Origin of the sequence: Pseudomonas sp., from assembly GCF_028293835.1 — a bacterium.
Taxonomy (GTDB): domain Bacteria; phylum Pseudomonadota; class Gammaproteobacteria; order Pseudomonadales; family Pseudomonadaceae; genus Aquipseudomonas.
This window is the reverse complement of the sequence record NZ_JAQGNX010000179.1, coordinates 1-25,182: the sequence shown is the minus strand read 5'-3', so window position 1 is coordinate 25,182 and position 25,182 is coordinate 1. Positions and strand designations below refer to the sequence as shown.

At 57.6% G+C, this 25,182-nt stretch carries 25 protein-coding genes; 13 read left to right on the top strand and 12 right to left on the bottom strand.

Annotated elements, in window-relative coordinates; translation table 11 throughout:
* Positions 1-15 precede the first annotated feature (15 nt).
* From JWR17_RS24545 to JWR17_RS24520, 6 genes are all read right to left on the bottom strand, one after another.
* Positions 16-789 (bottom strand): SDR family NAD(P)-dependent oxidoreductase, encoded by a 774-nt coding sequence (locus JWR17_RS24545; protein ID WP_299835689.1) that lies wholly within the window; start codon positions 787-789, stop codon positions 16-18.
* Between the two features lie 63 nt (positions 790-852).
* Positions 853-1,611, bottom strand: coding sequence for an SDR family NAD(P)-dependent oxidoreductase (locus JWR17_RS24540; RefSeq protein WP_299835687.1), 759 nt, complete (start codon positions 1,609-1,611; stop codon positions 853-855).
* 13 nt (positions 1,612-1,624) lie between these two features.
* On the bottom strand, positions 1,625-2,923 hold the full coding sequence (locus JWR17_RS24535; RefSeq protein ID WP_299835686.1) for an acyl-CoA dehydrogenase family protein: 1,299 nt from the start codon (positions 2,921-2,923) through the stop codon (positions 1,625-1,627).
* A gap of 34 nt (positions 2,924-2,957) precedes the next feature.
* On the bottom strand, positions 2,958-4,025 hold the full coding sequence (locus JWR17_RS24530) for a phosphotransferase family protein (protein WP_299835685.1): 1,068 nt from the start codon (positions 4,023-4,025) through the stop codon (positions 2,958-2,960).
* Between the two features lie 113 nt (positions 4,026-4,138).
* Complete coding sequence (locus JWR17_RS24525; RefSeq protein WP_299835683.1) at positions 4,139-4,654, bottom strand: MarR family transcriptional regulator; 516 nt, start codon at positions 4,652-4,654, stop codon at positions 4,139-4,141.
* A 140-nt stretch (positions 4,655-4,794) separates the two neighbouring features.
* The gene (locus tag JWR17_RS24520) at positions 4,795-5,529 is read right to left on the bottom strand and encodes an SDR family NAD(P)-dependent oxidoreductase (RefSeq protein WP_299835681.1); all 735 of its coding nucleotides are present in this window, start codon (positions 5,527-5,529) and stop codon (positions 4,795-4,797) included.
* Positions 5,530-5,761: 232 nt separating this feature from the next.
* Here JWR17_RS24520 and JWR17_RS24515 point away from each other — a divergent pair, with 232 nt between their 5' ends.
* Entirely contained in the window at positions 5,762-6,952 is a 1,191-nt protein-coding gene (locus JWR17_RS24515; protein WP_299835679.1) for an amidohydrolase family protein, read from the top strand.
* Positions 6,953-7,015: 63 nt separating this feature from the next.
* Here the strand turns inward: JWR17_RS24515 and JWR17_RS24510 are convergent, their stop codons facing one another.
* Both JWR17_RS24510 and JWR17_RS24505 read right to left on the bottom strand, forming a co-directional pair.
* Positions 7,016-9,028: a methyl-accepting chemotaxis protein gene (locus JWR17_RS24510; RefSeq protein WP_299835677.1), complete on the bottom strand. Its 2,013-nt coding sequence runs from the start codon at positions 9,026-9,028 to the stop codon at positions 7,016-7,018.
* A gap of 55 nt (positions 9,029-9,083) precedes the next feature.
* Entirely contained in the window at positions 9,084-10,667 is a 1,584-nt protein-coding gene (locus JWR17_RS24505) for an MFS transporter (protein WP_299835675.1), read from the bottom strand.
* Positions 10,668-10,852: 185 nt separating this feature from the next.
* Between JWR17_RS24505 and JWR17_RS24500 the strand changes: the two genes are divergently transcribed.
* The 5 genes from JWR17_RS24500 to JWR17_RS24480 are packed head-to-tail and all read left to right on the top strand — an operon-like array spanning position 10,853 to position 15,466.
* Complete coding sequence (locus JWR17_RS24500; protein ID WP_299835673.1) at positions 10,853-11,221, top strand: OB-fold domain-containing protein; 369 nt, start codon at positions 10,853-10,855, stop codon at positions 11,219-11,221.
* Positions 11,222-11,231: 10 nt separating this feature from the next.
* Complete coding sequence (locus JWR17_RS24495) at positions 11,232-12,005, top strand: SDR family NAD(P)-dependent oxidoreductase (protein WP_299835671.1); 774 nt, start codon at positions 11,232-11,234, stop codon at positions 12,003-12,005.
* Positions 12,002-13,243: a CaiB/BaiF CoA-transferase family protein gene (locus JWR17_RS24490; protein ID WP_299835670.1), complete on the top strand. Its 1,242-nt coding sequence runs from the start codon at positions 12,002-12,004 to the stop codon at positions 13,241-13,243. Before JWR17_RS24495 ends, JWR17_RS24490 begins: the two co-directional genes overlap by 4 nt.
* A gap of 10 nt (positions 13,244-13,253) precedes the next feature.
* Positions 13,254-14,414: an acyl-CoA dehydrogenase family protein gene (locus JWR17_RS24485; protein ID WP_299835668.1), complete on the top strand. Its 1,161-nt coding sequence runs from the start codon at positions 13,254-13,256 to the stop codon at positions 14,412-14,414.
* An 8-nt stretch (positions 14,415-14,422) separates the two neighbouring features.
* Positions 14,423-15,466 (top strand): acyl-CoA dehydrogenase, encoded by a 1,044-nt coding sequence (locus JWR17_RS24480; protein ID WP_299835666.1) that lies wholly within the window; start codon positions 14,423-14,425, stop codon positions 15,464-15,466.
* A gap of 56 nt (positions 15,467-15,522) precedes the next feature.
* Here JWR17_RS24480 and JWR17_RS24475 read toward each other — a convergent pair whose 3' ends face one another.
* Positions 15,523-16,710 carry a lipid-transfer protein gene (locus tag JWR17_RS24475; RefSeq protein WP_299835665.1) on the bottom strand — a complete coding sequence of 396 codons (1,188 nt, stop codon included), beginning with the start codon at positions 16,708-16,710 and terminating at the stop codon, positions 15,523-15,525.
* Positions 16,711-16,759: 49 nt separating this feature from the next.
* On the bottom strand, positions 16,760-17,623 hold the full coding sequence (locus JWR17_RS24470; protein WP_299835663.1) for an SDR family NAD(P)-dependent oxidoreductase: 864 nt from the start codon (positions 17,621-17,623) through the stop codon (positions 16,760-16,762).
* A 197-nt stretch (positions 17,624-17,820) separates the two neighbouring features.
* Here JWR17_RS24470 and JWR17_RS24465 point away from each other — a divergent pair, with 197 nt between their 5' ends.
* The 3 genes from JWR17_RS24465 to JWR17_RS24455 all read left to right on the top strand — a co-directional run bounded on the left by JWR17_RS24465 (position 17,821) and on the right by JWR17_RS24455 (position 20,481).
* Positions 17,821-18,750 (top strand): MaoC/PaaZ C-terminal domain-containing protein, encoded by a 930-nt coding sequence (locus JWR17_RS24465; protein WP_299835661.1) that lies wholly within the window; start codon positions 17,821-17,823, stop codon positions 18,748-18,750.
* Positions 18,750-19,550 carry an enoyl-CoA hydratase gene (locus JWR17_RS24460; protein WP_299835659.1) on the top strand — a complete coding sequence of 267 codons (801 nt, stop codon included), beginning with the start codon at positions 18,750-18,752 and terminating at the stop codon, positions 19,548-19,550. The genes JWR17_RS24465 and JWR17_RS24460 overlap by 1 nt, the downstream gene beginning before the upstream one ends.
* 61 nt (positions 19,551-19,611) lie before the next feature.
* Positions 19,612-20,481, top strand: coding sequence for a hypothetical protein (locus JWR17_RS24455; RefSeq protein WP_299835657.1), 870 nt, complete (start codon positions 19,612-19,614; stop codon positions 20,479-20,481).
* Here JWR17_RS24455 and JWR17_RS24450 read toward each other — a convergent pair.
* Positions 20,472-21,212, bottom strand: a complete 741-nt coding sequence (locus JWR17_RS24450) for a TetR/AcrR family transcriptional regulator (RefSeq protein ID WP_299835655.1) — start codon at positions 21,210-21,212, stop codon at positions 20,472-20,474. The genes JWR17_RS24455 and JWR17_RS24450 overlap by 10 nt on opposite strands.
* Positions 21,213-21,540: 328 nt before the next feature.
* On the opposite strand from JWR17_RS24450, the gene JWR17_RS24445 reads away from it, so the two are divergent.
* The 4 genes from JWR17_RS24445 to JWR17_RS24430 all read left to right on the top strand — a co-directional run bounded on the left by JWR17_RS24445 (position 21,541) and on the right by JWR17_RS24430 (position 24,777).
* Positions 21,541-22,443: an SDR family NAD(P)-dependent oxidoreductase gene (locus JWR17_RS24445; RefSeq protein WP_299835653.1), complete on the top strand. Its 903-nt coding sequence runs from the start codon at positions 21,541-21,543 to the stop codon at positions 22,441-22,443.
* A gap of 36 nt (positions 22,444-22,479) precedes the next feature.
* Positions 22,480-22,956, top strand: a complete 477-nt coding sequence (locus JWR17_RS24440) for a MaoC family dehydratase N-terminal domain-containing protein (protein WP_299835651.1) — start codon at positions 22,480-22,482, stop codon at positions 22,954-22,956.
* A gap of 103 nt (positions 22,957-23,059) precedes the next feature.
* Positions 23,060-23,227 carry a rubredoxin gene (locus JWR17_RS24435; RefSeq protein WP_299835649.1) on the top strand — a complete coding sequence of 56 codons (168 nt, stop codon included), beginning with the start codon at positions 23,060-23,062 and terminating at the stop codon, positions 23,225-23,227.
* Positions 23,228-23,451: 224 nt separating this feature from the next.
* Positions 23,452-24,777: an amidohydrolase family protein gene (locus JWR17_RS24430; RefSeq protein WP_299835647.1), complete on the top strand. Its 1,326-nt coding sequence runs from the start codon at positions 23,452-23,454 to the stop codon at positions 24,775-24,777.
* Between the two features lie 85 nt (positions 24,778-24,862).
* Here the strand turns inward: JWR17_RS24430 and JWR17_RS24425 are convergent.
* On the bottom strand, positions 24,863-25,182 hold a 320-nt coding region (locus JWR17_RS24425), incomplete at its 5' end, for an FAD-binding protein (protein ID WP_299835646.1).

Genomic DNA, 25,182 nt, shown 5'->3' with positions numbered 1-25,182 from the left:
CCGGGCACAAGCGCCCTAACGGACGGGTACCGTGCCGCCGTCAACACATAGGGTTTGACCGGTGATAAACCGCGCGCCGTCACTGGCGAGGAATACCATGACTGGCGCCAAATCCTGATCGGCGTTTCCGAGCTTGCCGCCCAACGGGATGATCGCGCTGAGGTGTTTGTCGTGAGCGGCGAGTTCGTCGGCCGTCATCTTGGCGCGATGAGCGTCGTACATCGGCGTCCAGATCATGGGTGCCACGGCGTTCACGGTAATGCCATAGCGTGCCCACTCTTGGGAAACCGTGCGAGTCCATGCCAGTACCGCGCCTTTGGAGGCCGCGTAATGCGCCGCTCCGGGCATGCCGCAGAGGCCGGCCGCCGAGCCAAAGTTGATGATGCGCCCTCCCGACTCGCGCATATGCTGGAACGCCGCCTGGTTGGTGTGCAGGGTGCCTCGCACGTTGACGTCAAAGATGAGATCCCAGTGCTCCGCGCCGATATCCTGCGCTGCGGCCGTGCGCTCGACCCCGGCGATGTTGGCCATGGCATCCAGGCCGCCCATCTGGCTGGCAGCCGCATCGAATGTCATAAATACATCCGCGCGACGGGCGATGTCACAGTGGTGGTAAGTGACTGCTCCGGGATAGCGCTGATTGAGCCGGGCAACCACTTCTGCGCCTTCTTCGTCGAGGACATCAAGGGCCGCAACCTGTGCACCTTGTGCGGCATAAGCGGCCACAACACTGGCTCCAATGCCTCGCGAGCCACCGGTAACGATGATTCTTTTTCCTTCGAGCTGCATGGTTCTGCCTCTTGTTTTTATAGGGATGGCGTTGGACATGTCGAATGCAAGCCACACTTGTGGCTAAGGCAAGCCCCCATCGACCTTGATCAGGGAAGCCGTGGTGTAGCTCGAATAAGGGCTTGCCAGGTACAGCGCCGTGGTAATGATTTCCTCCGGTCGTCCCGGACGCCCAAGGGCATTGGCGCAGGTTTCGCGCATATCTTGCGTCCAGGCCTTGGATATATCAGTCAGGAAAGGCCCTGCCGAAATGGTATTAACCCGCACCTTAGGCCCATATTCTTGAGCTAAACCGACGGTCACCGCATTTAAGGCTGCTTTGGCGCCGGAATAGGGAACGATCTGCGGCGAAGGGCGAAGGCCGCCGGTGCTGCTGACGTTGATGATCGATCCACCTTTCCCCAGTGCCATCCGCTGGGCCACCAACGCACCCAGTCGAAACGGCCCCTTGAAATTCAAGCCAATCACTTTGTCGAACAGTTCCTCGGTCACCTCATGGGAGGGCACCGCCGGTGACATCCCCGCATTGTTTACCAGTACGTCGATGTAGCCGAATTCGGCATAAGCGACCTCCACCAGACGCTCTATTTCCTGCCACTTACCGACATGACAGGACACTGCCAAAGCGCGACGCCCGAGCGAACGGACCTCTTCGGCAACCGCCTCACATGCGTCCAGTTTGCGACTGGCGATAATCACGTCAGCACCGTGTTCGGCAAAAGCACGGACCATCTGATAACCCAGGCCCCGACTGCCGCCAGTGACCAGCACTACCTTTCCGGTCAGGTCGAACATCGTTTCTTTGTTCGGTATGTCGTTCATGTCATCCACCGTTTCAACCGTTGAGGATGTGTGCGTACCGAACCCGTGCGGCAGCGATTTTTGGCGGCAGGTGCTCGCTGGGAAACAGACCTTCGGCCGGTTTGTGCTGACGCAGTAATTCCCGGGCGACCGTGACCCGATGCACTTCGGTCGGACCATCGGCCAAGGCAAAGGTCGGCACGTTCATCCACATATAAGCTAACGGGGTTTCAAAGGTCGCGCCCAAGGAGCCGTGCAAGTGCAATGCACGCTGAACGATGTCGTGATACACCTTGGCCATGCCGACTTTGACCATCGCAATACTTGCCCGCGCCTTGCGCGGATCGCCATGGCTATGGTCGATGACCCAGGCGGTCTTCAGCACCAGCAGGCGAAATTGCTCAAGCTCAATCTGACTGTCGGCGATCATGGCCTGTACGGTGCCCATGTCAGCCAGCAATGTTCCTTGGGTCCGACGGCTGAGGGCGCGCTCACACATCATGTCCAATGCGCGCTGGCACTGCCCGACAATGCGCATGGCGTGGTGCACACGGCCGCCACCGAGACGCGCCTGGGCCACAGCGAACCCGCCACCCACCTCACCCAGCATGTGGTCCAGTGGCACGCGGACGTCAGAGTAGTTCAGGTAGCCTTCAGTGGCTTCATCCAGTTCGGTGCGCTCGCCCATGTAGGGTGCGTTGCGAATGATTTCCAGGCCTTGCGCTTCTCTTGGAACGATGAACATTGACATGCGTTTCTGAATCGGCGCGTCGGGATCGGTGACTGCCAGTACCAACAGGAACTCGGCATAGCGGGCATTCGAGGAAAACCACTTTTCGCCGTTGATCACCCAATGCTCACCCTCGCGTACTGCAGTGGTAGTGAATACCCGGGGATCGGCACCGCCCTGGGGTTCGGTCATGGAAAAACACGACACGATGTCACCGTCCAGCAACGGCTGAAGGTAGCGCGCTTTCTGTTGTTCGGTGCCGAACATAGCGAGAATCTCTGCGTTACCGGTGTCCGGTGCAGCCGTCCCGAACACAGTGGGCGCCCACAGTGAACGTCCCAAGCGTTCATTCATCAAGGCCAGCGCGAGTTGACCGTAACCTTCTCCACCCAGCTCTTCACCCAGATGGCACGCCCAGAGCTTCTGCCGCTTTACTTCGTCCTGCAACGGTTTAAGGATCGCCCGTGATGCTTCGTGACGGGTGTTATAAACCACGCTGACAGAAGGGAACAGTACATCCAGCGGCTCGACTTCCTCGACTAGAAACCGATCGATCCAATCCAGTTTTTTCTGAAATTCAGGGTCGGTTGAAAAATCCCACATGATGATTCCTCAGGCATTGTTGCAAATGGACCGCTCAGGCGGCAGCGATAAGTTGCCGAGCCTTGGCCATGAGCCAGGTGGCGTAATTGTGTAGGTACTCGCCCATCTCTTTAGAAGCCTTACCGGTCAGCGAGCGGGCATAAGTGCCCTCCAGCAGACAGGCAAGCTTGTAGCAGGCAAGAACGAAGAACCATGGCAGGCTGCTCATGTCGCGACCGGTCAGCTGACCATACAAGGCAATCAGTTCTGCCCGGGACATGAAGCCGTTCCACGGTTCTACGACGGGGTTGCTGCCTGGGCCTGCCACCTGTGGGTCGCCCGGCTCACGCCATGAAGTGAGGACCCATGCCAAGTCCAACAGCGGATCCCCGAGCGTCGATAACTCCCAGTCGATCAGACCGCTGATGCGAGGTGCTTCAAGGGAAAACATAACGTTGGGCCATTGGTAATCGCCGTGGATTACGCCAATTCGACCATCGTTAGGAACGTTGTTACCGAGCCAGCGACCGACTTCATCCACATGAGGCAGTGATGTGTGGTCGTAACCTGGGGTATTACGATAGCCATCGAGCATCGAACCCCAGCGTTCGACCTGCCGGCCATGCCAGTTCTCCGGGCGGCCAAAGTCGCCAAGGCCAACCTTCTGATAATCGACCTGGCTCAGCGCTGCCGCTGCGCGAACGAACGCATCACCCATCTGGTAGCGCCAGCTTGCGTCGGTGGCGTATTGACCCTGCAGCGGACCAGCGGGAGAGAACCCTTCAAGCGGTTCCATGATGAAGAAATTGACACCCATCATCTCGCTGTCCGTGCACACCGCCAGCAGCGCGGGATGCGGTACGTCGCTGCCCGCCAAGGCTTTGAGCACCGTAGCTTCGCGCAACATGGTCGCATTGCTGTTGGGTCGCAGATGCCGAGGCGGACGGCGAAGCACGAAGCGCTCTTCGCCACGTCCTAGCAAAAACAGATTGTTTTGCGAGCCGCCGGTGAGCTGCTGGACCTCGGTAACAGGTCCCTGCCCTGGCAAGCCGGCGTCTTCGAGCCATGGCTGAAGCACGGTCCAATCCAACAGTCCTTCGAAATCGGGGAGAGTCGGCTTCATAGGAAGGTCTCTCCTTGAAGCCGTGATGGCTTGATCTTATGCAACGCCCAAACGTGTTGGTTTCGATAGCGCAACGAAATCAGCATTCACCGATTCCCCTTGTCTAATTGTTATTATTTTTTGGGCACCTCCTGCGCAGGGGCTTGCTTATCCTGCTCAAGATTACGGCGCACCAGCCTCATCACTTTCAACGTTTGCTCCAGAGCCGAAACATCCAGGCCCTGGGAAATACGCTCGGTCCACTCGGCACTTTCCCGATTCAGTTGCGCGTAGACCAAACGACCCTGCTCGGTGGCAATCAATTGCTTTGACGTCTTGTGGTGCGGGTTATCCTCGTAGCAGGCATAGCCATCACCGACCAGCACATCAGCCACCCGCTGCACCGCTTGGCGGGTATACCCAAGGCTGCGGGCAATCCGCGCTACGGTCGGCGGCTGCGCCGCCAATACAATGGAGGCCAGCACAATGGTCTGTGCAGAACTGCCCAGTACCGAGGGCCGCTTCACGCTCAATACCCGCCCATGCAGACGCAGGACTTCGTCGATCAATTCCGCCAGGCAACCACCCACTTCGCTGTGCACAGAACGATCAAACGTAACCGCCTTGTCGTCTTCGGTTTCCTTGCTCATAACTCTGACACCTATTTTCCGATATGACAACATGTTGTCATATTTAACTTAATTGATCACCGCTGCGCGACTATAGGTGTTTGCTGCCATGCTCTGCACCCGAAGCATGGCAATCAGAGTACAGGTCATGACAAATGGCTTCAGATCCCACAGGCCATGTATCCACCGTCAATCGGCAACACGATCCCGGTAATAAACGAGGCGTGCGACGACGCCAGAAAAATGATTCCCGCAGCAATCTCTTCAGGCTTGCCCCAACGCCCCATGGGTGAACGACCCAGTACCCGCGCATTACGCTCGGTATCAGCTTGCATAGTTTTGGTCATCGGCGTATCGATCCAGCCTGGCGCCACCGCGTTGACCCTGATCCCCTCGCTGGCCCAGGCCACGGCAAGGCTTTTACTCAGTTGCATGACCCCACCCTTGCTGGCGGCATACGCCGGAGCAGTGGGGCTGCCGAAAAAACTCATCATCGAGGCCAGATTGACAATATTGCCGCCAGTGGCCGCCAACAGGTCATGGGCGGCGTAACAGGTACGCATGGTCCCGGCGAGGTTAATTTCGAGGGTGCGTAAAAAACCCTCCTCGGTGAACTCACTGGCACCGCGACCGATACCGGCGGCGTTAACGAGAACGTCCAGCCGTGACAACCGCGCGAAGCTGGCTGTTATAGCGTCGGCATTGCCGACATCGAGCACCTCGAAAGCAACCCCTGCCAGCGCAGGATCATCCTCACAGGCCTGCACTTCGGCTAATGCCACCCCAGTGGCGTGCACACCGTAGCCGGATTCGAGCAGTCGTCGCACCGTTGCCAAGCCAATACCGCTGGTCCCGCCAATCACCATGGCCGTTTTGCCGTAAACATCGGTCGTCATATGCATTTCCTGTCCGTACTCGTGGGTCGCCCCATGACGACCCGCACGAACAAGATGACACAAAGTCAGTTTATATGGCTATCAGATCGCCAACGAAATCGGCGCCAACCCTAAGGCAATGAGGCCAAGTTGTAGGTACTTGCAGGGCTTATCGACGGGACCGCTTGACGCCCCAATTTAACTAACATATTGTCAGTTATACCCAGCAACCTGACTAAATACCGAGGTCCAGATGTCAGCCGTCGACTATCCTATCTACGATGTAGACCGTCACTTCTACGAGCCCCCAGAGGCTTTCCTGCGCAACCTGCCCAAGCAGTTCCGCAAAGAATTCCAGTACGTGCAGATCAATGGCCGTACAAAACTCGCCGTAGGCGGCGTGCTAAGTGATTACATCCCCAATCCGACGTTCGATGTGGTGGCTGCTCCTGGCTCCCATGAAAAGTGGTATCGCGGGGAAAACCCCGACGGCTTGTCACTGCGAGAGTTCGGCGGGGAACCGGTGCCTTCTGACCCCTCCTTTTTTGACGGCGCAGCGCACCTGCGAGTAATGGATGAGCAAGGCGTTCACGCCGGGCTGTTCATTCCGACGCTGGCGTCGGTGATTGAAGAACGCCTGGCACATAAACCCGAAGCCATCGCCGCACTGTTCCATTCATCCAACCAATGGCTGGCTGAAGAGTGCGGCTTTGCACGTGATAATCGTCTGTTTCCGGTACCGATGATTAACCTGATTGACGTCGATAATGCGGTCAAGGAACTGGACTTTGTGCTGGCTGCGGGCGCTCGGGTAGTAGGCGTAAGGCCGGCCCCCGTCGCAGGCGTAACGGGCGGACGCTCGATGGGGTTCACAGAATTCGATCCGTTCTGGGCGCGCGTCAACGAAGCCGGTATTTTCGTCATGCTGCACGTATCCGACTCCGGCTATGACAAGATCAACAGTTGGTGGACTGCAGGCGGCAAGGGTGAATTTCGCCCGTTTGAAAAAGATCCTTTCAGTGAGGTACTGGACTGGATGGGCCGGGCGATTTCAGACACATTGACAGCGTTGATTTGCCACGGCGTGTTCGATCGCTTCCCTAATGTGCGTGTGGCGTCGCTGGAAAATGGTTCAGCGTGGCTGGAGCCTCTGCTGGGCCGCCTGAACCATGCGTACAAAAAAATGCCCAAGGCATTTAAGCGCCACCCAGTGGAAGCGTTCCGTCGCCATGTGTTCGTCTCGCCATTCTATGAAGATCCGGTCGCCAAGGTCATTGAACTGGTCGGCGTCGAGCGCGTGTTGTTCGGCAGTGACTGGCCTCACCCTGAAGGCCTGCTGCACCCGCTGGATTTCTTCAAAGACATTGAAGACCTTGACGACGTACAGACCAAACGGGTGATGAGCAGCAACCTTAAAGGACTGCTCGAAGGTACACGGGACTGATTCACTTTCTGCACAAAACAAAAAGGCATGAGCATTGCTCATGCCTTTTCTGTTTGCACGGACCTAAATGCGGAACGCACCGATCACGGTTTGCAACGTGCTGACCAACCCCTGAAGGTCCTGACTGGCTTGCTCTGATTTAACCGCACCGCTAGCGGTGCGCTCCCCGGCGCGATTGATGTCCACCAGGCTCCGATCGATGCTCTGCGACACTTGCGTTTGCTGCTCGGCAGCTACCGCAATTTGCTGACTCTGCTCGACAATCAAACCACTGGCCGCCACGATATTCTCCAGCGCCTGCTCCACCTCGTCAGCCTGGCTCACCGTAGTATTGGCGATTTGATGGCTGTTACTCATGGCCTTGACCGTATCGGCGACCCGGCTGTGCAACCCAGCGATCATATGTTCAATTTCATGAGTCGACTGCTGGGTCCGGCGCGCCAAAGTGCGAACCTCGTCAGCAACCACCGCGAAACCCCGCCCCTGATCACCCGCCCGCGCCGCTTCGATGGCTGCATTCAACGCCAACAAATTGGTTTGCTCGGCGATACTTCTGATTACCTCCAGCACTTGGCCAATAGACTGACTGTCGGTCGCCAGTTGGTGAATCAACTGCATGGAATTATTTATTTCTCCGGCCAGTTTCTGAATGGCGCTCACCTGCTCACGCACCCGATGGCGACCCCGTTCGGTTTCCCGGTTCACGTCTTGAGCGCTATTGACCGCAGCGGAGGCATTGCGCGCTACCTGACGGGCAGTGGTAGAAAGTTGGTTCATGGCCGAGGCCACCAGCTCCAGCTGTTCACGCTGGTCGGTCACCTCTTTGGAGCTGGTGGTGGCGACTGATTGCACCAGGTCCGTCTGCCGTCCGACCTGCAACACCACTCCATCGACCTGACGGATCAAGTTTTGAATCTGTCCGACCGTGCCGTTGAACACCCTGCCCAACGCCGCCAATTCATCCTGGCCAACCACCTCAAAGCTCGCCGTCATGTCGCCGTCCGCTACCTTGCCCATTACCCGACCCAAATCTTCGATGACCCCACGGGTCGCCAGATAAAAAGCGCCATACAGGTACGTGATCAATAACAGAATGACCAGGGATGCCACAGACAATAGAACCATCTGCCCATGTGCCTGACTCAAGCGTTGATTCAGCGACCGAACAAGGAGCGTCAGTGCCTCATCGTTCAACGCGTACACCTGATCGCTGAAACCGGTCATCTGATCAAAATAAACAGGCCACGGCCGCCCCGAGTCGGCCCCATTGAGTATCTGCTCATCCAAGACTTTGCTAGCCGCGTCCACCGCTTTCAGGCTGTCCTGTAACGCTTGCATCAGCGTGTTGCCCTGGGCCGCATCAAATACTTCGAACGTCTGCGCACTTTCAGTACGGGCACGCTCCATCCCAACGACCACCTGCTCCAGGACAACCGTGTCGCTGGAACTCAAATAACCCACGCCCAACGTGACGGAGCCCAAGGCTCTGGCCTTGTTCAGCAGGGCCGTCAGACGCGGCACTTGCACGCTGACCAAGGTGCTGAGCTGGCGCACCCGCTGTTCGTTATCCTGACTCAGCCCTTGCTGTTCCATGACGGCCTCAAGGAACAAGGCGCAATGCGCGGCCAATTGGCTGGCCAATTCAGCCTTCGGCCCGGCGCCGTCAGTGTGACTCACGGTGTTTAGCGCGGAGGCCAGTGCATCAAGCTTCTGCTGAATGGCGGCGGTATTGGCGCCTGCCTGATTGAGTCCCGCCATCAACGCAGCAGCAGCTGTCTGGGTAGATTCCATACGCTGGCGAATATCGCTTTTCTGCTCTACCTGACCGACTCGCGCCCGGATCAACGTCAGATCTGTGAGCACATCGAGCGTCTGTTGCAGGTGAAGGGTTTGTTGCACTCGGCCCAGGCTGCCCAGCAACACATCGGTAATGCGCCATTCATGGTAGGCATCGCGTACTAGATAAAGGTTGGCCCCTAACAAAGGAACAAAGAACAAGACGCTGATCAGGCTGAACTTGAGGGCGAACCCCAGGCGATTCATCAGCCAGATTCCGGGATAGAACAAAGCCTTCATGACGCACTCCTCTCATTATTGTTTTATGAACACGGAAAACCACAGAGCACGCCGGTCAACGAACCAGGCATTCACCAATAAAATGTGAAACCACAGGAGGGTTGTCACCGCAGTGCAGCGCCCGCACTTTTGACTCTGCCAATTGGTCGGCAAGCGTGGTCCGACGCTGATGGCGCAGGTAGTCCGTCCATGAGTCGACGATAAAGCGTTCCAGGTAGCAGTCCGGATGATTCAATTCTCGGTAGATGCGCCAGAAGCTGGCGCCGTCGCGGCGACGCTGGATGCCGACACCGCCGATCTGGCGCAAAAACTCTTCCCGAGCCTCCTGCCTGATTTCATAGGCGATCTGCACTGCCACCGGGCCTTCCCGGAAATTCAGCTCGGGAAACGACACCGCAGGAAGGCCGATGTCCGATGGTGTCACCTCTGCGTCGTCCCCCAGGCGGGCCGGATAACGCCACATGACCAGCATTGACAGCGCCACGCCGACCGAGGCAATGACCAATGCCTGGCGACTGCCTATATGACTGGCGACCGCACCCCACAGAGCTCCGCCGATGGCCAGCGCGCCCTGAAATACCAGCATATAGATCGCCACCGCCCGGGCTCGGATCCACGGCGGCACCGATGACTGAATGGCCACCAGGTTGGTGGTGCCAACGGCCAACCAACCGATCCCGGCCATAAACAGAGCAACGCATCGCACGCTTGTGTTCGGCACCAGACCCACGATCAGACAATTGGCGGCGTACAGCAATGCCGCAAGGCCCAGCATCAGGTTGAGGCTCATTCGCGCCCGAAGCACCGGCATCAGAAAGGCCCCGAGCATCGTGCCAACCCCTAGGCTGCCCAGCAAAACACCATAGCTCCCGGCCCCACCCGACTCGCTGGCAATCACTGGCAACAGCGCCCATACGCCGCTCGCCGCGCCAACGAAGGTCAGCGTGCGCAGGCATTGAACACGCATCACCTCGGAATGCCGAACATAGCGGATCGTGCCGCGCAACCCCGCCCATAGTGTTTCCGGCGCGAGGCTGTTATCGCGCTCTGGCGCGGTCATGCGCATCACGACTACTAATGAACCCAGCAACAACACTCCGCAGATGACAAACACACTGATGACGCCCGACACCGCCACCACGCTTCCGGCCAACGCCGGGCCGACCGCCCGCGCCGAACTATAAGACAACGACGACAACGCCAGTGCTGATGGCATGAGCGCCCTTGGCACTGATTCCGCTTGGGTGGTGTACCAGGCCGGACCCTGTAAGGCGAAGCCGATGCCAAAACAAAAAGTCAGTCCCAGCAGCAGCCACGGACTGACCAGTCCCAACGCACTGCAGGTGATCAGGACGGCAGCAGTAAACAACATCCCGAGCTGGGTGAGGAGCAGATAGCGTCGGCGATTGAAAATATCGGCGAACACCCCTCCGGGCAGTCCAAAGAAAAACGCGGGCAGGCTGATCGCGGTCTGCACCAGCGCGACCAGCAAGGGTGAGGTGGTCAGCGACACCATCAGCCAGGCGGCCCCGACATTCTGCATCCAGATCGCTAAATTCATTGCCAGCGCACCTAACCACAGGGCGCGGAATGGCGCGAAACGCAAGGGCGCCCACAACGAATTCGATGTGTCTGTCATGAACCGCGATTCCTCTTTGAAGCGTGTCCCTGCGCTTGACTGAAAGCAGGAATAAACGCATATTGAAAACTAACTGATTGACAGTTTTATACCATCTGAGGCTTCATAAATCGACAAATCACCGAATAAATTAATCAATTACTGACTTAATGACAGTTAAAAATAAATAGATCAGGTACGCGAACATGACTCTGCGCCCCGACGCCGACTTCCAGAACTTTTTGAAACAAGGCCATTTCATGCTGCAGCGCAGTCGCGCGAGCCAACGCTGTTTTTTTTATCCTCGGATGCTTGAACCGGGCACCGGCAACACGGATCTGGAATGGATACCCGCCAGTGGGTTAGGCACTGTTTATTCTGTGACCGTTATCCGTCCCAAGCCTCCCGCCCAGCCCTACAACGTGGCGTTGATCGATCTTGATGAAGGTCCGCGAATGATGAGCCGCGTTGAAGGAATACCCGCCGACGAGGTACAGATCGACCTACGGGTCCAGGCGCGCATTGCCCAGGAAGCCGAGCAGTTTTTTGTCGTTTTCGACCCCCTCACCCACTAGGCGAAAGACCATGAAGAATCCGATGTCACTTGCGGGACGTACCTTTGTCGTCACCGGCGCGGGCCAGGGAATCGGCCTGGCCATTGCACGTCTGTGCATTGAACTGGGGGCCAACGTGGCAGCGGTGGATTTGAATGCCGATGCACTGCACAGCGCAGCCGATGAATGGGGTGAACATTTCCTTCCACTGGCGGGCAGTGTCAGCGACCAGGCATTTGTGCAATCCGCCGTCAGTCAGGCAGTCGCTCACTTCGGGGCGGTCCATGGGCTGGTCAATAATGCGGGGATAGGCCGTCCCGCCATGATCGAGAAAATGACCCTGGAGCAATGGCAACAAGTCATTGACGTACACCTGACCGGCTCGTTTTTCTTCACGCAAGCCGTGGGTGCCCATCTGCTTGAGCGGGCCAGAGCGGGCGACACCAGCCCTGGGTCGGTGGTGTTCATTTCTTCAGATGCAGGCCGTCGCGGCAGCATGGGACAAATCAACTATGCGGCGGCCAAGTCTGGCATGTTCGGCATGGCCATGACCGCCGCCCGCGAATGGGCCAAGCACGGCATTCGTGCCAACGCGGTGTGTTTCGGCATGGTAGAGACCGCCATGACCGAGAAGGTTCGCACCGACCCACGCTTTCTTGAGACCTATCTGGCGCAAATCGCCTTAGGCCGATTCGCCTCCCCCGAAGAAGTGTCCATTCCCGTCTGCTTCCTGCTCTCTGAGGCGGCTTCCTACATCACCGGCCAAGTCCTTTCGGTCAATGGCGGCTACACCATCGCGGTATGACTATGCTAAACAGCGCCAAAGAAGCACTCGCCGGACTGCGCGTCCTCGACATGACCCGAGTCATTGCCGGCCCCTATGCGGGTCAGATCCTAGCCGACCTAGGTGCCGATGTGCTCAAGGTGGAACGCCAAGGCGAAGGCGATGACATCCGCCGCATCGGACCGCCGTGGTTGAAGGGCACCGAAAACGAGCCGCATCAAGAGTCCACCTACAGCCAATCGGTCAATCGCAACAAACGCTCGATCAGTGTCGACTTCGCTCAACAGGAAGGCGCTGAGCTGCTGCGCCAATTGGCAGCGAAATCAGACATTCTTCTGGAAAACTATCGCACCGGGACCTTGGCCAAATACGGGTTAAGTTACGAAGAACTGCGTGAGATAAATCCACGCCTGATCTATTGCTCCATCACCGGCTTTGGCCAGACCGGCCCCTACGCTAACCGCTCAGGCTACGACTATCTGATACAGGCCATGGCCGGTGTGATGTCGGTCACAGGTCACCGCGAGGGACACCCTGGCGATGGGCCCATGCGCGTTGGCGTACCGGTGGCGGATATTTGCGCCGGTCTGTATGCCGCCATTGGCGTTTTGGCAGCGGTTAACCACCGCCATCAAAGCGGCGAGGGTCAACATATCGATGTGTCGCTGTTCGACGCCCAGGTCGCGGCGCTGCTCAACACCTTTTCCGCTTGGTTCAACGGTGGCAAAGAGCTTGGCCGCACAGGCAACGATCACCCCAGTGCCTCCCCCTACGGCGTCTACACGGTCGACGACGGGCACATTTTGGTGGCAACGTTCAACGACCGGGAGTTTGCTCGTCTGGCGGCTGCGGTCGGTCACCCAGAATGGATCGATGATCCGAAGTTCGCCCGCAATGGCGCGCGGGTGGCCAACCGCCAGGAGTTATCAGAATTGTTGACAGCCGCGCTGCAAGGCAAAAGCAAGGATGAATGGATCGCCCACCTGAATGCCGCCACCGTCTCCTGCGGTCCGATTAATAGCATGGCCGACCTCGAACAAGACCCCCATGCCATCGAACGCGGGCTCATTGTGCCGATGGAACACCCGATCAACGGCACAATCCAGACCGTCGCCAGCCCGATGCGCTTTTCCGCCACACCGGTGCGTTACAAGCTCGCCCCGCCGACCATCGGTGAACACACTGCGCAAATACTGAGTGACTGGCTGGGTCTCGATCCAGATCGGATAGCCGATCTGCGTTTACGACACGTCATCTGAGGGCTTTGCCATGACATCACCCTTCAGTTTCAAACCGCTGCAGTTGCCGGCGAGCCTGGAGCCTTTACGCCAGGACGTCAGGTCTTTCCTGCAAGAAGCATCCAGTCATTGGTCCGGTTGGAAAATTGGTCACTCATGGACCGGCTTTGATCGGGAATTCAGCGAGGAAGTCGGCCGTCGTGGCTGGATTGGCATGACGTGGCCAAAAGCCTACGGCGGCCACGAGCGTTCAGGCCTGGAGCGCTATGTGGTGGTCGAGGAAATGCTCGCCGTCGGCGCACCGCTGGGTGCTCATTGGTTTGGCGACCGGCAGAGCGGCCCTCTGCTGCTGCGCCTGGGAAGCGAAGCACAACGCCGTCGCTTCATTCCGCTGATTGTCAAAGGCCAGGCGTCGTTTTGCATCGGCCTTAGCGAACCCGATTCGGGTTCCGACTTGGCTTCGCTGCGCTCTCGGGCGACACGGGTCAAGGGCGGCTGGCGGCTTAACGGTCGCAAAGTCTGGACCACCAACGCGCACCTGTGCGATTTCATGATTGGCCTGTTCCGTACCGGGGGCGCCGCCGACACGGAACGGCACAACGGTCTCTCGCAGTTTCTGATCGACATGCGCTCTTCTGGTATTGAGGTACGGCCCATCCATGACCTGACGGGGGAAGCGCACTTCAACGAAGTCACCTTCGATGATGTTTTCGTCGCCGACGACATGCTGGTGGGACAGGACGGTAATGGCTGGAGTCAGGCAACGGCTGAGTTGGCCTTCGAACGCAGCCAACCCGATCGCTACATGAGCAGCTTCCCCCTGCTTCCCCTGACCATCGAAGCCTTGCAAGGCGATCACAAAGCCGACCGCCTGGCCGCGCGCAAGCTGGGCGAAGCCTTCGCCGAATTGGTGGTGTTACGCGAAATGTCATTGTCGATCCTCGGCCAACTTCAGGACGGCCATTCGCCGGCTAAAGAAGCAGCGCTGGTTAAAGACTTGGGAAATACCCACGAACAACGAATCCCGGAGCTGGTGCGAGAGCTGCTCGACCCGCCATCGACCTGTGTTCGTGGAGAAAAGTTGAGCGAAATGCAAGCTTTCCTGGTGCAGAACGTGCCGAGTTTTTCGTTACGTGGCGGAACTCGCGAGATATTGCGCGGCATAATTGCCAAGGGGCTTGGACTGCGATGAGCGAAGACATGAATATCAGTGAAATGCTCGCCGAGCAGGTAAATCGCCTTTTTGTTGACCGTATAAATCGACAGATGTGGGTAGACGCCGAAAGCGGTCACCCTGCGGTGGCGCTTTGGAGCGAAGTAGAGGGCATGGGCATAACGCTCGCCATGACCGCTGAGGAACAGGGTGGCGCAGGCCTGAGCTGGGCAGACAGCGAACCGATGCTGCGGGTGTGCGGGCTCCATGCCGCGCCCTTGCCCTTGGGAGAAACCGCCGTAGCGGGATGGGCACTGTCGAGCGCTGGGCTAGAGGTACCTTCAGGGCCGTTGGCAGTTTCAACCCAACAGTACCGTCTGGACGAACAAGGCCGATTGCATGGCCGCGATGCTCAACTGAGCTGGCTACCCCTTGCCGGGCATGTCGTGTTGACGGCTGAACGCGAAGGCGTTTCGTTTGTTTGTCTGGTGGACGCGAAAAAAGGAAGCCAGACCCAGGTCGATACGCTCGACCGCTTGCCTTGTGCCGAATGGATCCTCAGCGGCGTCATGCCCCAACAGTTTGCAACTGCACCGCTAGCGTTGATGAAAGAAACGCTGCGCCCCCATATCGCGGTACTCAGAAGCATCCAGATGGCTGGTGCTCTGGCTCGAGTGCTGGAACTTTGTGTCGACTACGCCAACACCCGGGTGCAGTTCGGCAAACCCATCGGCTCGTTTCAGGCGATCCAGCACATGATCGCCGACTTGGCGGCGCAGGCAGCTGCCGCCCAAGTCGCCGGTCTGTATGCAGCACGCCAGATAGACGCCGGTAATCCTTTCCAGGCCGCGGCGGTGGCCAAAACCCTGGTGGGTAAAGCGGCAGGACGCGCCGCCGCCATCGCCCATCAAGTGTTCGGCGCTATCGGCGTGACCGAAGAGCACAGCCTGCATTACTACACCCGGCGCTTGTGGCAATGGCGATCAGATGCGGGCAGCGAACAGTGGTGGGCCGAGCGAATCGGGTTCCAGGTTTTGGACGCTGGAAGTGCAGCGTTATGGCCTCGGCTGACAAAGCCGATACAAGCCTGACAGCCACCTTACTCATCAGTCAGACCTGGTCACCAGAGTGACCAGGTCACCCTTGTTCAAGCGCGCTTGAGCACCGTTACCACGCAAGCACCTCCCAGACCGACGTTGTGCTGAACGCCAACCCGAGCATTCTCTACTTGACGATCACCTGCCAACCCGCGCAGATGCCAAGACACTTCAGCGATTTGTGCCAAACCGGTGGCCCCCAATGGATGGCCCTTGGAAAGCAATCCGCCGGACGGATTAGTGACGACCGAGCCCCCATAGGTGTTGCTGCCATCTAGCACGAAGCGCTCACTCTGTCCTTCACCGCACAGACCCAGCGCTTCGTAACTGATGACTTCGTTAGACGAGAAACAATCATGCAGTTCCACCAGATCCAGGTCCTCCGGTCCAATCCCCGCCTGCTCGTAGGCCTGGCTTGCAGCGAGGGCGGTCATGCCCGCGCCGACGACTTGAATCATGCTGTCCGAACCGAAGCTTTGTGGTCCATCGGTAGTCAGGCTCATGCCTGCAATTTCAACACAGTTGGCCAAGCCATGCTTACGTGCATAAGCCTCGGAAACCACGACCGCTGCGGCCGCCCCACAGGTGGGTGGGCAGCACATCAGCCGGGTCAGCGGGCCGAAGATAGTGGGTGAGCCCATCACCTGCTCGAGGGTCAATGGTTCAGTGAACAAGGCGTAGGGGTTACGCCCTGCATGGCTGCGGGCTTTCACCGACACGCGACCGAAGAGCTCAGCCGTCACGTTGTATTTCTCCATGTACTCGGCACCGGCCCCGCCGAAATACTGAGGACCGCTGGGAGCCTGATCGTCCCAGCCACGAATGCGTCGCGTCGCCTCGTCGATACGCACCGTAATCGGGGTGCGTGCAGCGCCATCACTGCCGGCCAGCGCACCTGGATTCATCTGTTCAAAGCCGACCGCCAGCGCAACCTCTACCGCGCCACTCATAACCGCCTGGCGCGCCAAAAACAGGGCAGAAGAACCGCTGGCACACGCATTGTTGACATTGATCACGGGGATCTGCGTCAAGCCGGCGTGGTACAGGGCGGTCTGTCCGGAGCAGGTGTCGCCGGACACAAACCCTGCATACGCCTGTTGCACCTGGCTGTAATCAATGCCCGCATCCTGCAGGGCACTGGCAATGGCTTGCGCGCCCATAATGTCGTACATCTCACTCTTGCCGGGCTTGGTGAACTTGACCATGCCAACCCCGGCCACCAGAACTTTAGTGCTCATATGTTTTCCTTGGGACGCCAAGCGCCCACTGTTTATCGATGGCTTGTGCTCAGCGGGCGAAATCCATGATGGTCAACGACGGTTCTGGTCGGAAAACCTGGTCTTCCGATGCGGCAAGTCGTTGGGCGCTGAACTCGCTGTCGAGCCCGCCTCCACGAATACCCGCGGCGGAGACCAATTTCAGCTCGCGAACACTTTGGCCCGAGGCGAACAGACAGTGGCCGGTGCGGGTACCAGACAGCTCGCTGACCATGTACAACACTACTTGCGCGACATGTTCCGGGGCCAGTTGCGCTTTGCTGACGTCGTCCATCAACGGCGCAGTCAGGGCCGACACAGCCGCAGGCGCCAGCGTCCAGACCCGAACACCGCACTTCGCCGCTTCGATCGTCAACACGTTGGAAAAACCCCAGGCGCCGCATTTGGAGGCGGCATAATTGGCTTGACCAAAGTTTCCGACCAGCCCTGAGGTGGAGGACGTGTTGACGATGACGCCACCACCGTTCTCCTTCATCCAGCCAAAAACGGGTTGGGTAACCGCGTACATGCTCTTGAGATTGACCGCGATTACGGCGTCCCAGTCGGCCTCGCTGAGCTTGAGGAACGATTTATCGCGCAAGATACCGGCGTTATTGATCAATATATCGGCGCGCCCAAAGTGTTCAAGCGCAGTCGCCAGCAGCGACTGACCACCGGCCACCGTGGAGATGTCCTGGGTGTGTGCTGCGGCCTGCCCACCGCTTGCCCGAATGGCGGCGGCAACCGATTCGGCACCAAAAGCACCATTCTCATCGCGTCCGAGATCGTTGACCACGACGGCCGCACCTTCAGCAGCCAACAGATGCGCATAAGCGGCGCCAAGACCGCGCCCTGCGCCCGTAATGATGACGACTTTCCCATCCAATAAAGCCATTGCCTGCCTCCAAAGCGTTGTTCTAATGAGCGATACCCTTGAGGTACGCTTGCCACCGCGCTGCCGCGCAGATGAGACAGGCCGTGCAGGCAACTGATTGTTTGTTATTAATTAGCGCCACAAGCACGAAATCTCTGACTCACGACTCGATACTACAACATATAACTGACTATTTGACAGTTTTTAGATTAAGAGCAATGCTATGCCTCAGCTATCAATCGGCCGAGGAATACGAAGTGCCATTCGATTACGAACGAATAAAAAACTGGCCCATTCCAGAGACCAGGCAGCGGTACACCGACCGCGACACCATCCTCTACGCACTAGGCGTAGGCGCCGCCACCAGCAACCCGCTGGTGCCCGAAGACTTACAGTACGTCTATGAAAAAGGACTTAAAGCGCTGCCGACAATGGCCACGGTCCTGGCAGGCGGGGCGGGCTGGCTGGCTGATCCCGAGACCGGCATCGACCTGACTAAAGTCTTGCACGGCGAACAATTCCTCACTGTGCACAGCCCCCTTCCCGCCAACGGCGAAGTGATCGGTCACGACCGTGTGGATGAGATTTACGACAAGGGGGCCGACAAAGGGGCGGTCATGTACATGTCGCGACAGATTTTTTGTGCGCAGACCAACACCTTGTTAGCCACCTCGACCTGGTCGACCTTCATGCGCGGCAACGGCGGGTTCGGCGGTACGGCCACCGGTCAGCCCAAGCCTTATGCAATCCCCACCGACCGGCCGTGCGACCTAAGCATCGAGCTCGACAGTCGCCCGGAACAGGCGGTGATTTACCGGCTTTCCGGCGATCTGAATCCGTTGCATATCGACCCGGCATTCGCAGCCATGGCCGGCTTCGACAAGCCGATCCTGCATGGCATGAGCAGTTATGGCATGGCCGGCAGAGCCGTTCTGAAACTACTGTGCCACGACGACCCAAATCGCTTGCGAGTCCTCAACCTGCGCTTTGCCGCCCCCATGTACCCCGGCGAAACGCTGCGCATTGAAGTCTGGCATCAGAGTGCCGGTCAGGCGTGCTTCAGGGTGCTCGCTACACAGCGAAATATCACCATTCTCAACAATGGTTATGTTGAATTCGACGCATCACTGCCTATAGGAAAACCATGATGGATTACTCAGATATCACCTACGAAATCCTCGGTCATGTCGCCAGGATCAGCCACAATCGCCCCTCGCAGGCCAACGCGGAATCAGAAAACCTGCTGGCCGAGCTGGACGACGCACTGGATCGGGCGAAAAAGGATGACAACGTGCGGGTGCTGATTATTGGCGCCAAGGGTAAGCACTTCTCCGCCGGCCACGACATGATTGACGGCATGGAGAAACGCGGGGCTTTTTCTCCCGAGCAACACTGGCTATGGGAAAGCGAGCACTACCTGGGCAATGCGCTGCGTATCTGGGACTTTCCAAAACCCACCATTGCCCAAGTGCAGGGCGCCTGTATTGCCGGTGGTTTCATGGTCGCCAACATGTGCGACATCATGATTGCTTCGGACGATGCATTCTTCAGCGACCCCGTGGCCCACAGCCTGGCCGCCGCCTCAGTCGAAGCCTTGGTTCACCCGTGGGTAATGGGTATTCGCAAAGCCAAGGAATTCCTCTTCACCGGGCAGAAGATCAGTGCCGCAGAAGCCAAAGAGTGGGGCATGGTCAACCATGTTGTGCCACGAGACGAGTTGGAGCAGTTTACCCTGAACATGGCCGAACACATTGCCAAAGCCCCGCCCATCGGCCTGCGCATGCTTAAGCGATCGATCAACCGCTCAGCCGACATCATGGGATTCCGTAACTCGTTGATGGCGCATTTCGACACCCATATTCTCAGCACCTCCACCAACGAACATTACGCCCTGGCCGCCGCAGGCATGCACGCGTCAATGGAAGCGGCCAAGAAAGCACGGTCCTGATTCATGATCGGGCAGGCCTTCGGGCTCGCCCGTCCCCCTTTTGCTGCCTGGAGCAACCGCAGTGCCCCTCGACTATCAAAAACTCATGAACTGGCCATTCGCTGCTATCACTCGGTCTTATAACAAAAAGGACAGCGCCCGTTTCGCCCGCGGCTTTGGCGCAGGTATCGACCCTGGCTGGCAGGTTGCCGACCACCCGTTCTTATACGACGAGCCCGTAATGCTCGCCCTGCCCATGAGTGCCGTGGCGTTGGCCGATGGTGAGTTTTGGCAGCAAAATACGGAGACTGGCATAGTCTGGCAGCAAATGGTTCATGCTCAAGAAAGCCTGCGAGTCCATCGCCCCCTGCCCGCCGAAGGTACGGTGATCGTCACCCAGAAAATCCAGGATATTTTTGACCGTGGCCCGGAAAAAGGCGCGCTCATGGTGCAGACTCAATGGCTGAGCGATTTGCTGGGTAATCCCCTGATCAGCATCGAGGTGACTACCGTCCTGCGTGCGAACGGGGGGTTCGGTGGACAACCGCAACCGGTTGTTCCACGCGATCAAATTCCGCAACGGCCGGCCGATTGTTCAATCGAAATTCGTACACCGGAAGGCGCGGGAACACCGTTCCAGCTTTCAGCCGATATCGCAATCGCGGGACAAGCCGATACCAACCGGCAGCAATACATGCTGCGTGGGGTTGGCTGCTTCGGCCTGGCCGGGCGCGGGGCGTTAAGACTGGCCTGCGATAATGATCCAAATCGGCTACGCGCCATCGGCGTTCGCTATGCAGGACCGATGTTTACTGGCGAAACCATGCGGCTTGACCTGTGGCATGTGCGTACCGGGCAAGCGGTCTTCAACATGCATGCGTGCGAACGCAACGCACCTGTGCTGAGCCATGGGTTTATCGAGTTCGCGGTAAGCGACCAGAATCAAGGGTGAGCGGTCGACACTGGTCCCTCGGCTCCGTTATCTTCGACCTTGGTCTTCGTCGCCTTGGCAGCCCGTTTGGGTTTGGTGGCCGATGCGGGGTCTGCTGGGCTATCGCTGTCCGCAGCGCTGCCCCGTAACGTTTGGACGATGATGCGGGCAATCGCCGCATTGACCCGTTTGGCTCCCAGCCCCCTTTCCATCACGACCGGATCAAGTGCTGCGAGGCGTTCCATGGCCGCATGTAACACCGTAGCTTCGGCATATGCATCGCCTTTCTTGCGTCCGCCCATAGCCGGGTTGACCGCCAGGATCAACTTGGCAAACCGTTCGATGAACGGAATGTAGGTATTCATTCGCAACTCTTCGAAACGCGGATCACCGCGATCCGCCTCAAGGTTGCGATAGCGCAGCACTTCCCGGTGGCGGCTCCAGACCTGATTCAGCGACTCGATGATTCGTAAGGCCTCTTCCTCAGACCGGGTGTGATCCCACGGCCGCTCCAACAGCTTTGCCACTTCAGCCATCTCCTCCCCCGCCTCCAGGCTCAGGGCATACAAGACATCCTGTACATCATCGAAATACATATAAAAACTGGCGGATGAGGTGTTCGCGGCCTTGGAAATAGCCACCGCAGTGATGTCCGGCAGAGGGTGCGTATAGAGCAATCGACGGGAAGCAAACATCAGCCGTTGGCGGGTCTCCAGACCTTTGCGTCCGAGCGTCTGACCCTGTTTATTCATTGTGATGTCGTTTGCCATGGGTGTGTTTCGCTCTATCAAATTCAAATAAAAGAACAACGGGGTTGTGCAAGCCGAAGGTCTGAAGGACCGGATTTAAGCCTACAAAAAAACAACAATCGAACAGCTATGAGCCGAACGCTATAGAAACCGCCTCATCTACGCAAGTACCTTGCCAACTCTACACCCTCCGGAATACTTGTGAACCTTTGCGTTTACGGTGCGAATAGTGGAATTACATAACTGACATAATGACAGTTATAGTGCTAGCATCCAGTGCCAGCAACGACATAAATGCGTTGCAGCTATCGCATCACACCAGGAGATGGGCATGCCCAATATGGTTCAAGACAAGGTCGTTGTAATCACCGGCGCAGGGAGTGGTATTGGCCGAGAATACGCACTTGCTTTTGCGGCACAAGGCGCTCGTGTAGTTGTCAACGATCTGGGTCGCACCCAGCAAGGCGGCAGCGCTGCGGAAGCCGTGGCCAGCGAGATTCGTCAAGCGGGTGGCGAAGCGGTCGCCAGTATTGAAAGCGTAGCCCAGTGGGATTCAGCTCACCGCATCATTGAGTGCGCGCTGGACCAATTCGGTCAAATAGACACCGTGATCAATAATGCGGGCATCGTGCGCGATCGTTTTTTCTTCAACATGAGCCTGGAAGAATGGCAGGCCGTGATTGATGTTCACCTCAACGGCTCGTTTTATGTCGCTCGGGCCGCAGCGCCACATTTCAAGAGCCAAGCCAGCGGCTGTTACGTGCACATGACGTCCACCAGCGGCCTGATCGGCAATCCTGGGCAAGCCAATTACGCAGCCGCGAAGATGGCCGTGGTGGGGTTGTCAAAAAGCATCGCGTTGGACATGAAGCGTTACAACGTTCGCTCAAACTGCATTGCACCGTGGGCGTGGACCGCGATGACGGCGTCCGTCCCCACCGATACACCTGAAGCCGCCGCACGCATGGAAAAGCTCAAAACCATGGAGCCACGCAAGATCGCGCCTCTCGCCATTTACCTGGCAAGCGATGCCGGTGCGGGGGTGTCCGGGCAGATTTTCGGTGTTCGGGCCAACGAGATCTACCTGTTTTCACAATCAAGGGTGACGCGCTCGGTGCACCGCAGCGACGGCTGGACTCCTGAAACCATTGCCGAACACGCAATTCCGGCCATGCAGACATTTTTCTACGACAACATTCCCTCGCCAGACCTCACTACGTGGGACCCGATCTGAGCGAGCGTGACGTCTTAAACTGAAAAGGACACCCTTATGAGTGATTTAGAGACCGTTGGCGTCGGCTTTCCCTGGGAGGAGCTGCCGGAGGGTAGAACCTTCCAGACCCTTGGCCGAACGATCACCGAAGCTGATATCGTCAATTTTATTTCCAGTACCGGCATGCTCGAAGTGCTGTTCACCAACGTTGAATTCCTTAAGGACGCCGGGTTTAGCGGACGGCTGGTGCCGGGCGGCCAGGTGTTCTGTTTCGCCGAAGGGCTGCTGTTTCAAACAGCGTTACAAGGCGTCGGCGTGGCATTTCTGAGCATGGAGCTGGACATCAAAGCCCCGACCTTTGCGGGCGACACCGTGCACGTCGAAGTGGAGGTTCTGGAATCCCGCCCGAGCAAGGGTAAACCCGGCATGGGGCTAGTCCGCACCCGGAATCGGGTCGTCAAGCAGGACGGTACGGTGGTGATGATTTACACCCCGCTACGTCTGGTGAAAGGCAAGGCCAACCTGTCGCGTTGAACCTACTCCTACCCGGTGAAGTTCCCAGAAGAGAAGATCACTGTGCGCATGGAATAAGCATTTTACTCCCTTGTTTTTTACCTGGACGGAACGCCTGAAAATCATGAAGAGATGGCAATGTTTTTTTTGCAGCTATGTCTATGACGAAGCGCTGGGTGCCCCTGCCGAAGGTATACCGGCCGGCACCCGTTGGGAGGATGTGCCGGACGACTGGGCATGCCCGGAATGCGGCGCGACGAAAGAAGATTTCGCCATGCTGGAATTAGCTTGAATCCGTGAACGGGGCGATATCCCCACGCCCATCCGGAGCGGCCGAGCGTCGCCGCCTCGCAAAAACCACAAAATCGGCTCATTAACTGACATAGTGTCTGTTATTACTTGCCGATTTTATTTAAAAGCCTTAACGTTCTTCCAGCCAATAACAACAACCTGAAGCAGCCAGTGAAGCTGGCCTCATTCGGCCAGCGGCAGCATGCGAAATGGAGACAGCAGCCAATGAAAGTCGATGACTTGATTCTGATAAGTGTGGATGACCACATCGTAGAGCCTCCCACCATGTTCGATCAACACCTGACGGTCGAGCAAAAAACCTTCGCACCCAAGGTTCTCAAAGACAAGAACGGCGCGGATTATTGGCTATTCGAAGGCCGTCGCGCTGGCAATATCGGCTTGAATGCCGTCGTAGGTCGTAACCGCGAAGAATATGGTTGTGAACCGATTTCGTTCGAGCAGATGCGTAAAGGCGCATGGGATATCAAATCCCGGATTGATGACATGAACGCCAATGGGTTGTTGGCTTCATTGAACTTTCCGAGCGTTGTAACCTTCGATGGGAGTCTTTTCCATCAGTTCGATAACAAGCGCAATGCGCTGGCCTTGCTCAAGGCTTACAACGACTGGCATATCGATGAGTGGTGCGGCAGTTTCCCAGGGCGCAATATCCCCAACGCCATCGTGCCTTACTGGGACGTCGCCGCCACCGTCGAAGAAATCAAACGCGTGGTTGCCAAAGGCTGCCATGCCATCAGCTTCACCGATAACCCCTCGCTCAAGGGTCAGCCCAGCCTGCATGACGCGCACTGGGAACCGCTGTGGAAAGTCTGTGCAGATAACAAAGTAGTCATCAATATTCACATCGGCTCGGGTGCCCAAGCCCCACATGCCTCGATGGGCTCGCCGATCGACGCGTGGATCATCACCATGCCGATCTCCATCGTCAATTCGGCAGCAGATTGGCTGCACCTCAAGGCCCTGCAGCGCTATCCCGATTTGAAGATCGCGCTGTCCGAGGGTGGCATCGGCTGGATACCTTATTTTCTCGAACGTGCGGACTTCGTAAACGAGCATCACAAAGCCTGGACCTACGCTAACTTCGGTAATAAAAAACCCAGCGACGTCTTCCGCGAGCACTTCCTGACGTGTTTCATCGACGATAAATTCGGGTTGAAGAACCTTGACGACATTGGTGAGGACAACGTGGCATACGAATGTGACTACCCCCATTCCGATACTGTTTGGCCCGAGTGTGCCGATCGCTTGATCGAAACGGTCTCGCACCTGTCTTCCCGTGTGATCGAAAAAATTACCCATGGCAATGCAATGCGCCTCTACAATTTCGACGCATTCGCCATGAAAGGCGGTCGGGAAAACTGCACCGTGGCGGCGCTACGGGCCCAAGCCGGCCATATCGATACCAGCCCTCAATCGTTCGGCGGCCCTGCGCCATTGGCGGAAGGCGAGACCCGTCGCTGCGTAACCTCCGGGGACATCATCCAGATGTTCAGCCAAGTGTCTAAAGAAGACGGGAAGATAGAAGCCTGACGATCAAACCCCTCACGGTGAACCATGAGAGGCCTATTGCTGATGTTTAAGATAAGGACGAGCACACGCTCGTCCTTTTCATTTATCAGAGCATCCCCTCAAGCTCAGGTACGGCTTCGAACAAATCAGCCACCAGGCCGTAATCAGCCACCTGGAAAATCGGTGCTTCTTCGTCTTTATTGATCGCCACGATCACTTTCGAATCTTTCATACCGGCCAAATGCTGGATCGCACCGGATATACCGACCGCGATGTACAGCTGCGGCGCAACGATTTTTCCGGTCTGACCGACCTGCATGTCGTTGGGAACAAAACCTGCGTCAACCGCAGCGCGGGAAGCGCCCACCGCTGCGCCCAGCTTGTCTGCCAGGGCGTACAGGTGTTTGAAGTTGTCGCCGTTCTGCA

Excerpts from the sequence above, each read along its gene's own strand:
- JWR17_RS24545 (WP_299835689.1), bottom strand. The coding sequence starts at position 789 with ATGCAGCTCGAAGGAAAAAGAATCATCGTTACCGGTGGCTCGCGAGGC.
- JWR17_RS24540 (WP_299835687.1), bottom strand. The coding sequence starts at position 1,611 with ATGAACGACATACCGAACAAAGAAACGATGTTCGACCTGACCGGAAAG.
- JWR17_RS24535 (WP_299835686.1), bottom strand. The coding sequence starts at position 2,923 with ATGTGGGATTTTTCAACCGACCCTGAATTTCAGAAAAAACTGGATTGG.
- JWR17_RS24530 (WP_299835685.1), bottom strand. The coding sequence starts at position 4,025 with ATGAAGCCGACTCTCCCCGATTTCGAAGGACTGTTGGATTGGACCGTG.
- JWR17_RS24525 (WP_299835683.1), bottom strand. The coding sequence starts at position 4,654 with ATGAGCAAGGAAACCGAAGACGACAAGGCGGTTACGTTTGATCGTTCT.
- JWR17_RS24520 (WP_299835681.1), bottom strand. The coding sequence starts at position 5,529 with ATGACGACCGATGTTTACGGCAAAACGGCCATGGTGATTGGCGGGACC.
- JWR17_RS24515 (WP_299835679.1), top strand. The coding sequence starts at position 5,762 with ATGTCAGCCGTCGACTATCCTATCTACGATGTAGACCGTCACTTCTAC.
- JWR17_RS24510 (WP_299835677.1), bottom strand. The coding sequence starts at position 9,028 with ATGAAGGCTTTGTTCTATCCCGGAATCTGGCTGATGAATCGCCTGGGG.
- JWR17_RS24505 (WP_299835675.1), bottom strand. The coding sequence starts at position 10,667 with ATGACAGACACATCGAATTCGTTGTGGGCGCCCTTGCGTTTCGCGCCA.
- JWR17_RS24500 (WP_299835673.1), top strand. The coding sequence starts at position 10,853 with ATGACTCTGCGCCCCGACGCCGACTTCCAGAACTTTTTGAAACAAGGC.
- JWR17_RS24495 (WP_299835671.1), top strand. The coding sequence starts at position 11,232 with ATGAAGAATCCGATGTCACTTGCGGGACGTACCTTTGTCGTCACCGGC.
- JWR17_RS24490 (WP_299835670.1), top strand. The coding sequence starts at position 12,002 with ATGACTATGCTAAACAGCGCCAAAGAAGCACTCGCCGGACTGCGCGTC.
- JWR17_RS24485 (WP_299835668.1), top strand. The coding sequence starts at position 13,254 with ATGACATCACCCTTCAGTTTCAAACCGCTGCAGTTGCCGGCGAGCCTG.
- JWR17_RS24480 (WP_299835666.1), top strand. The coding sequence starts at position 14,423 with ATGAATATCAGTGAAATGCTCGCCGAGCAGGTAAATCGCCTTTTTGTT.
- JWR17_RS24475 (WP_299835665.1), bottom strand. The coding sequence starts at position 16,710 with ATGAGCACTAAAGTTCTGGTGGCCGGGGTTGGCATGGTCAAGTTCACC.
- JWR17_RS24470 (WP_299835663.1), bottom strand. The coding sequence starts at position 17,623 with ATGGCTTTATTGGATGGGAAAGTCGTCATCATTACGGGCGCAGGGCGC.
- JWR17_RS24465 (WP_299835661.1), top strand. The coding sequence starts at position 17,821 with ATGCTATGCCTCAGCTATCAATCGGCCGAGGAATACGAAGTGCCATTC.
- JWR17_RS24460 (WP_299835659.1), top strand. The coding sequence starts at position 18,750 with ATGGATTACTCAGATATCACCTACGAAATCCTCGGTCATGTCGCCAGG.
- JWR17_RS24450 (WP_299835655.1), bottom strand. The coding sequence starts at position 21,212 with ATGAATAAACAGGGTCAGACGCTCGGACGCAAAGGTCTGGAGACCCGC.
- JWR17_RS24445 (WP_299835653.1), top strand. The coding sequence starts at position 21,541 with ATGCCCAATATGGTTCAAGACAAGGTCGTTGTAATCACCGGCGCAGGG.
- JWR17_RS24440 (WP_299835651.1), top strand. The coding sequence starts at position 22,480 with ATGAGTGATTTAGAGACCGTTGGCGTCGGCTTTCCCTGGGAGGAGCTG.
- JWR17_RS24435 (WP_299835649.1), top strand. The coding sequence starts at position 23,060 with ATGAAGAGATGGCAATGTTTTTTTTGCAGCTATGTCTATGACGAAGCG.
- JWR17_RS24430 (WP_299835647.1), top strand. The coding sequence starts at position 23,452 with ATGAAAGTCGATGACTTGATTCTGATAAGTGTGGATGACCACATCGTA.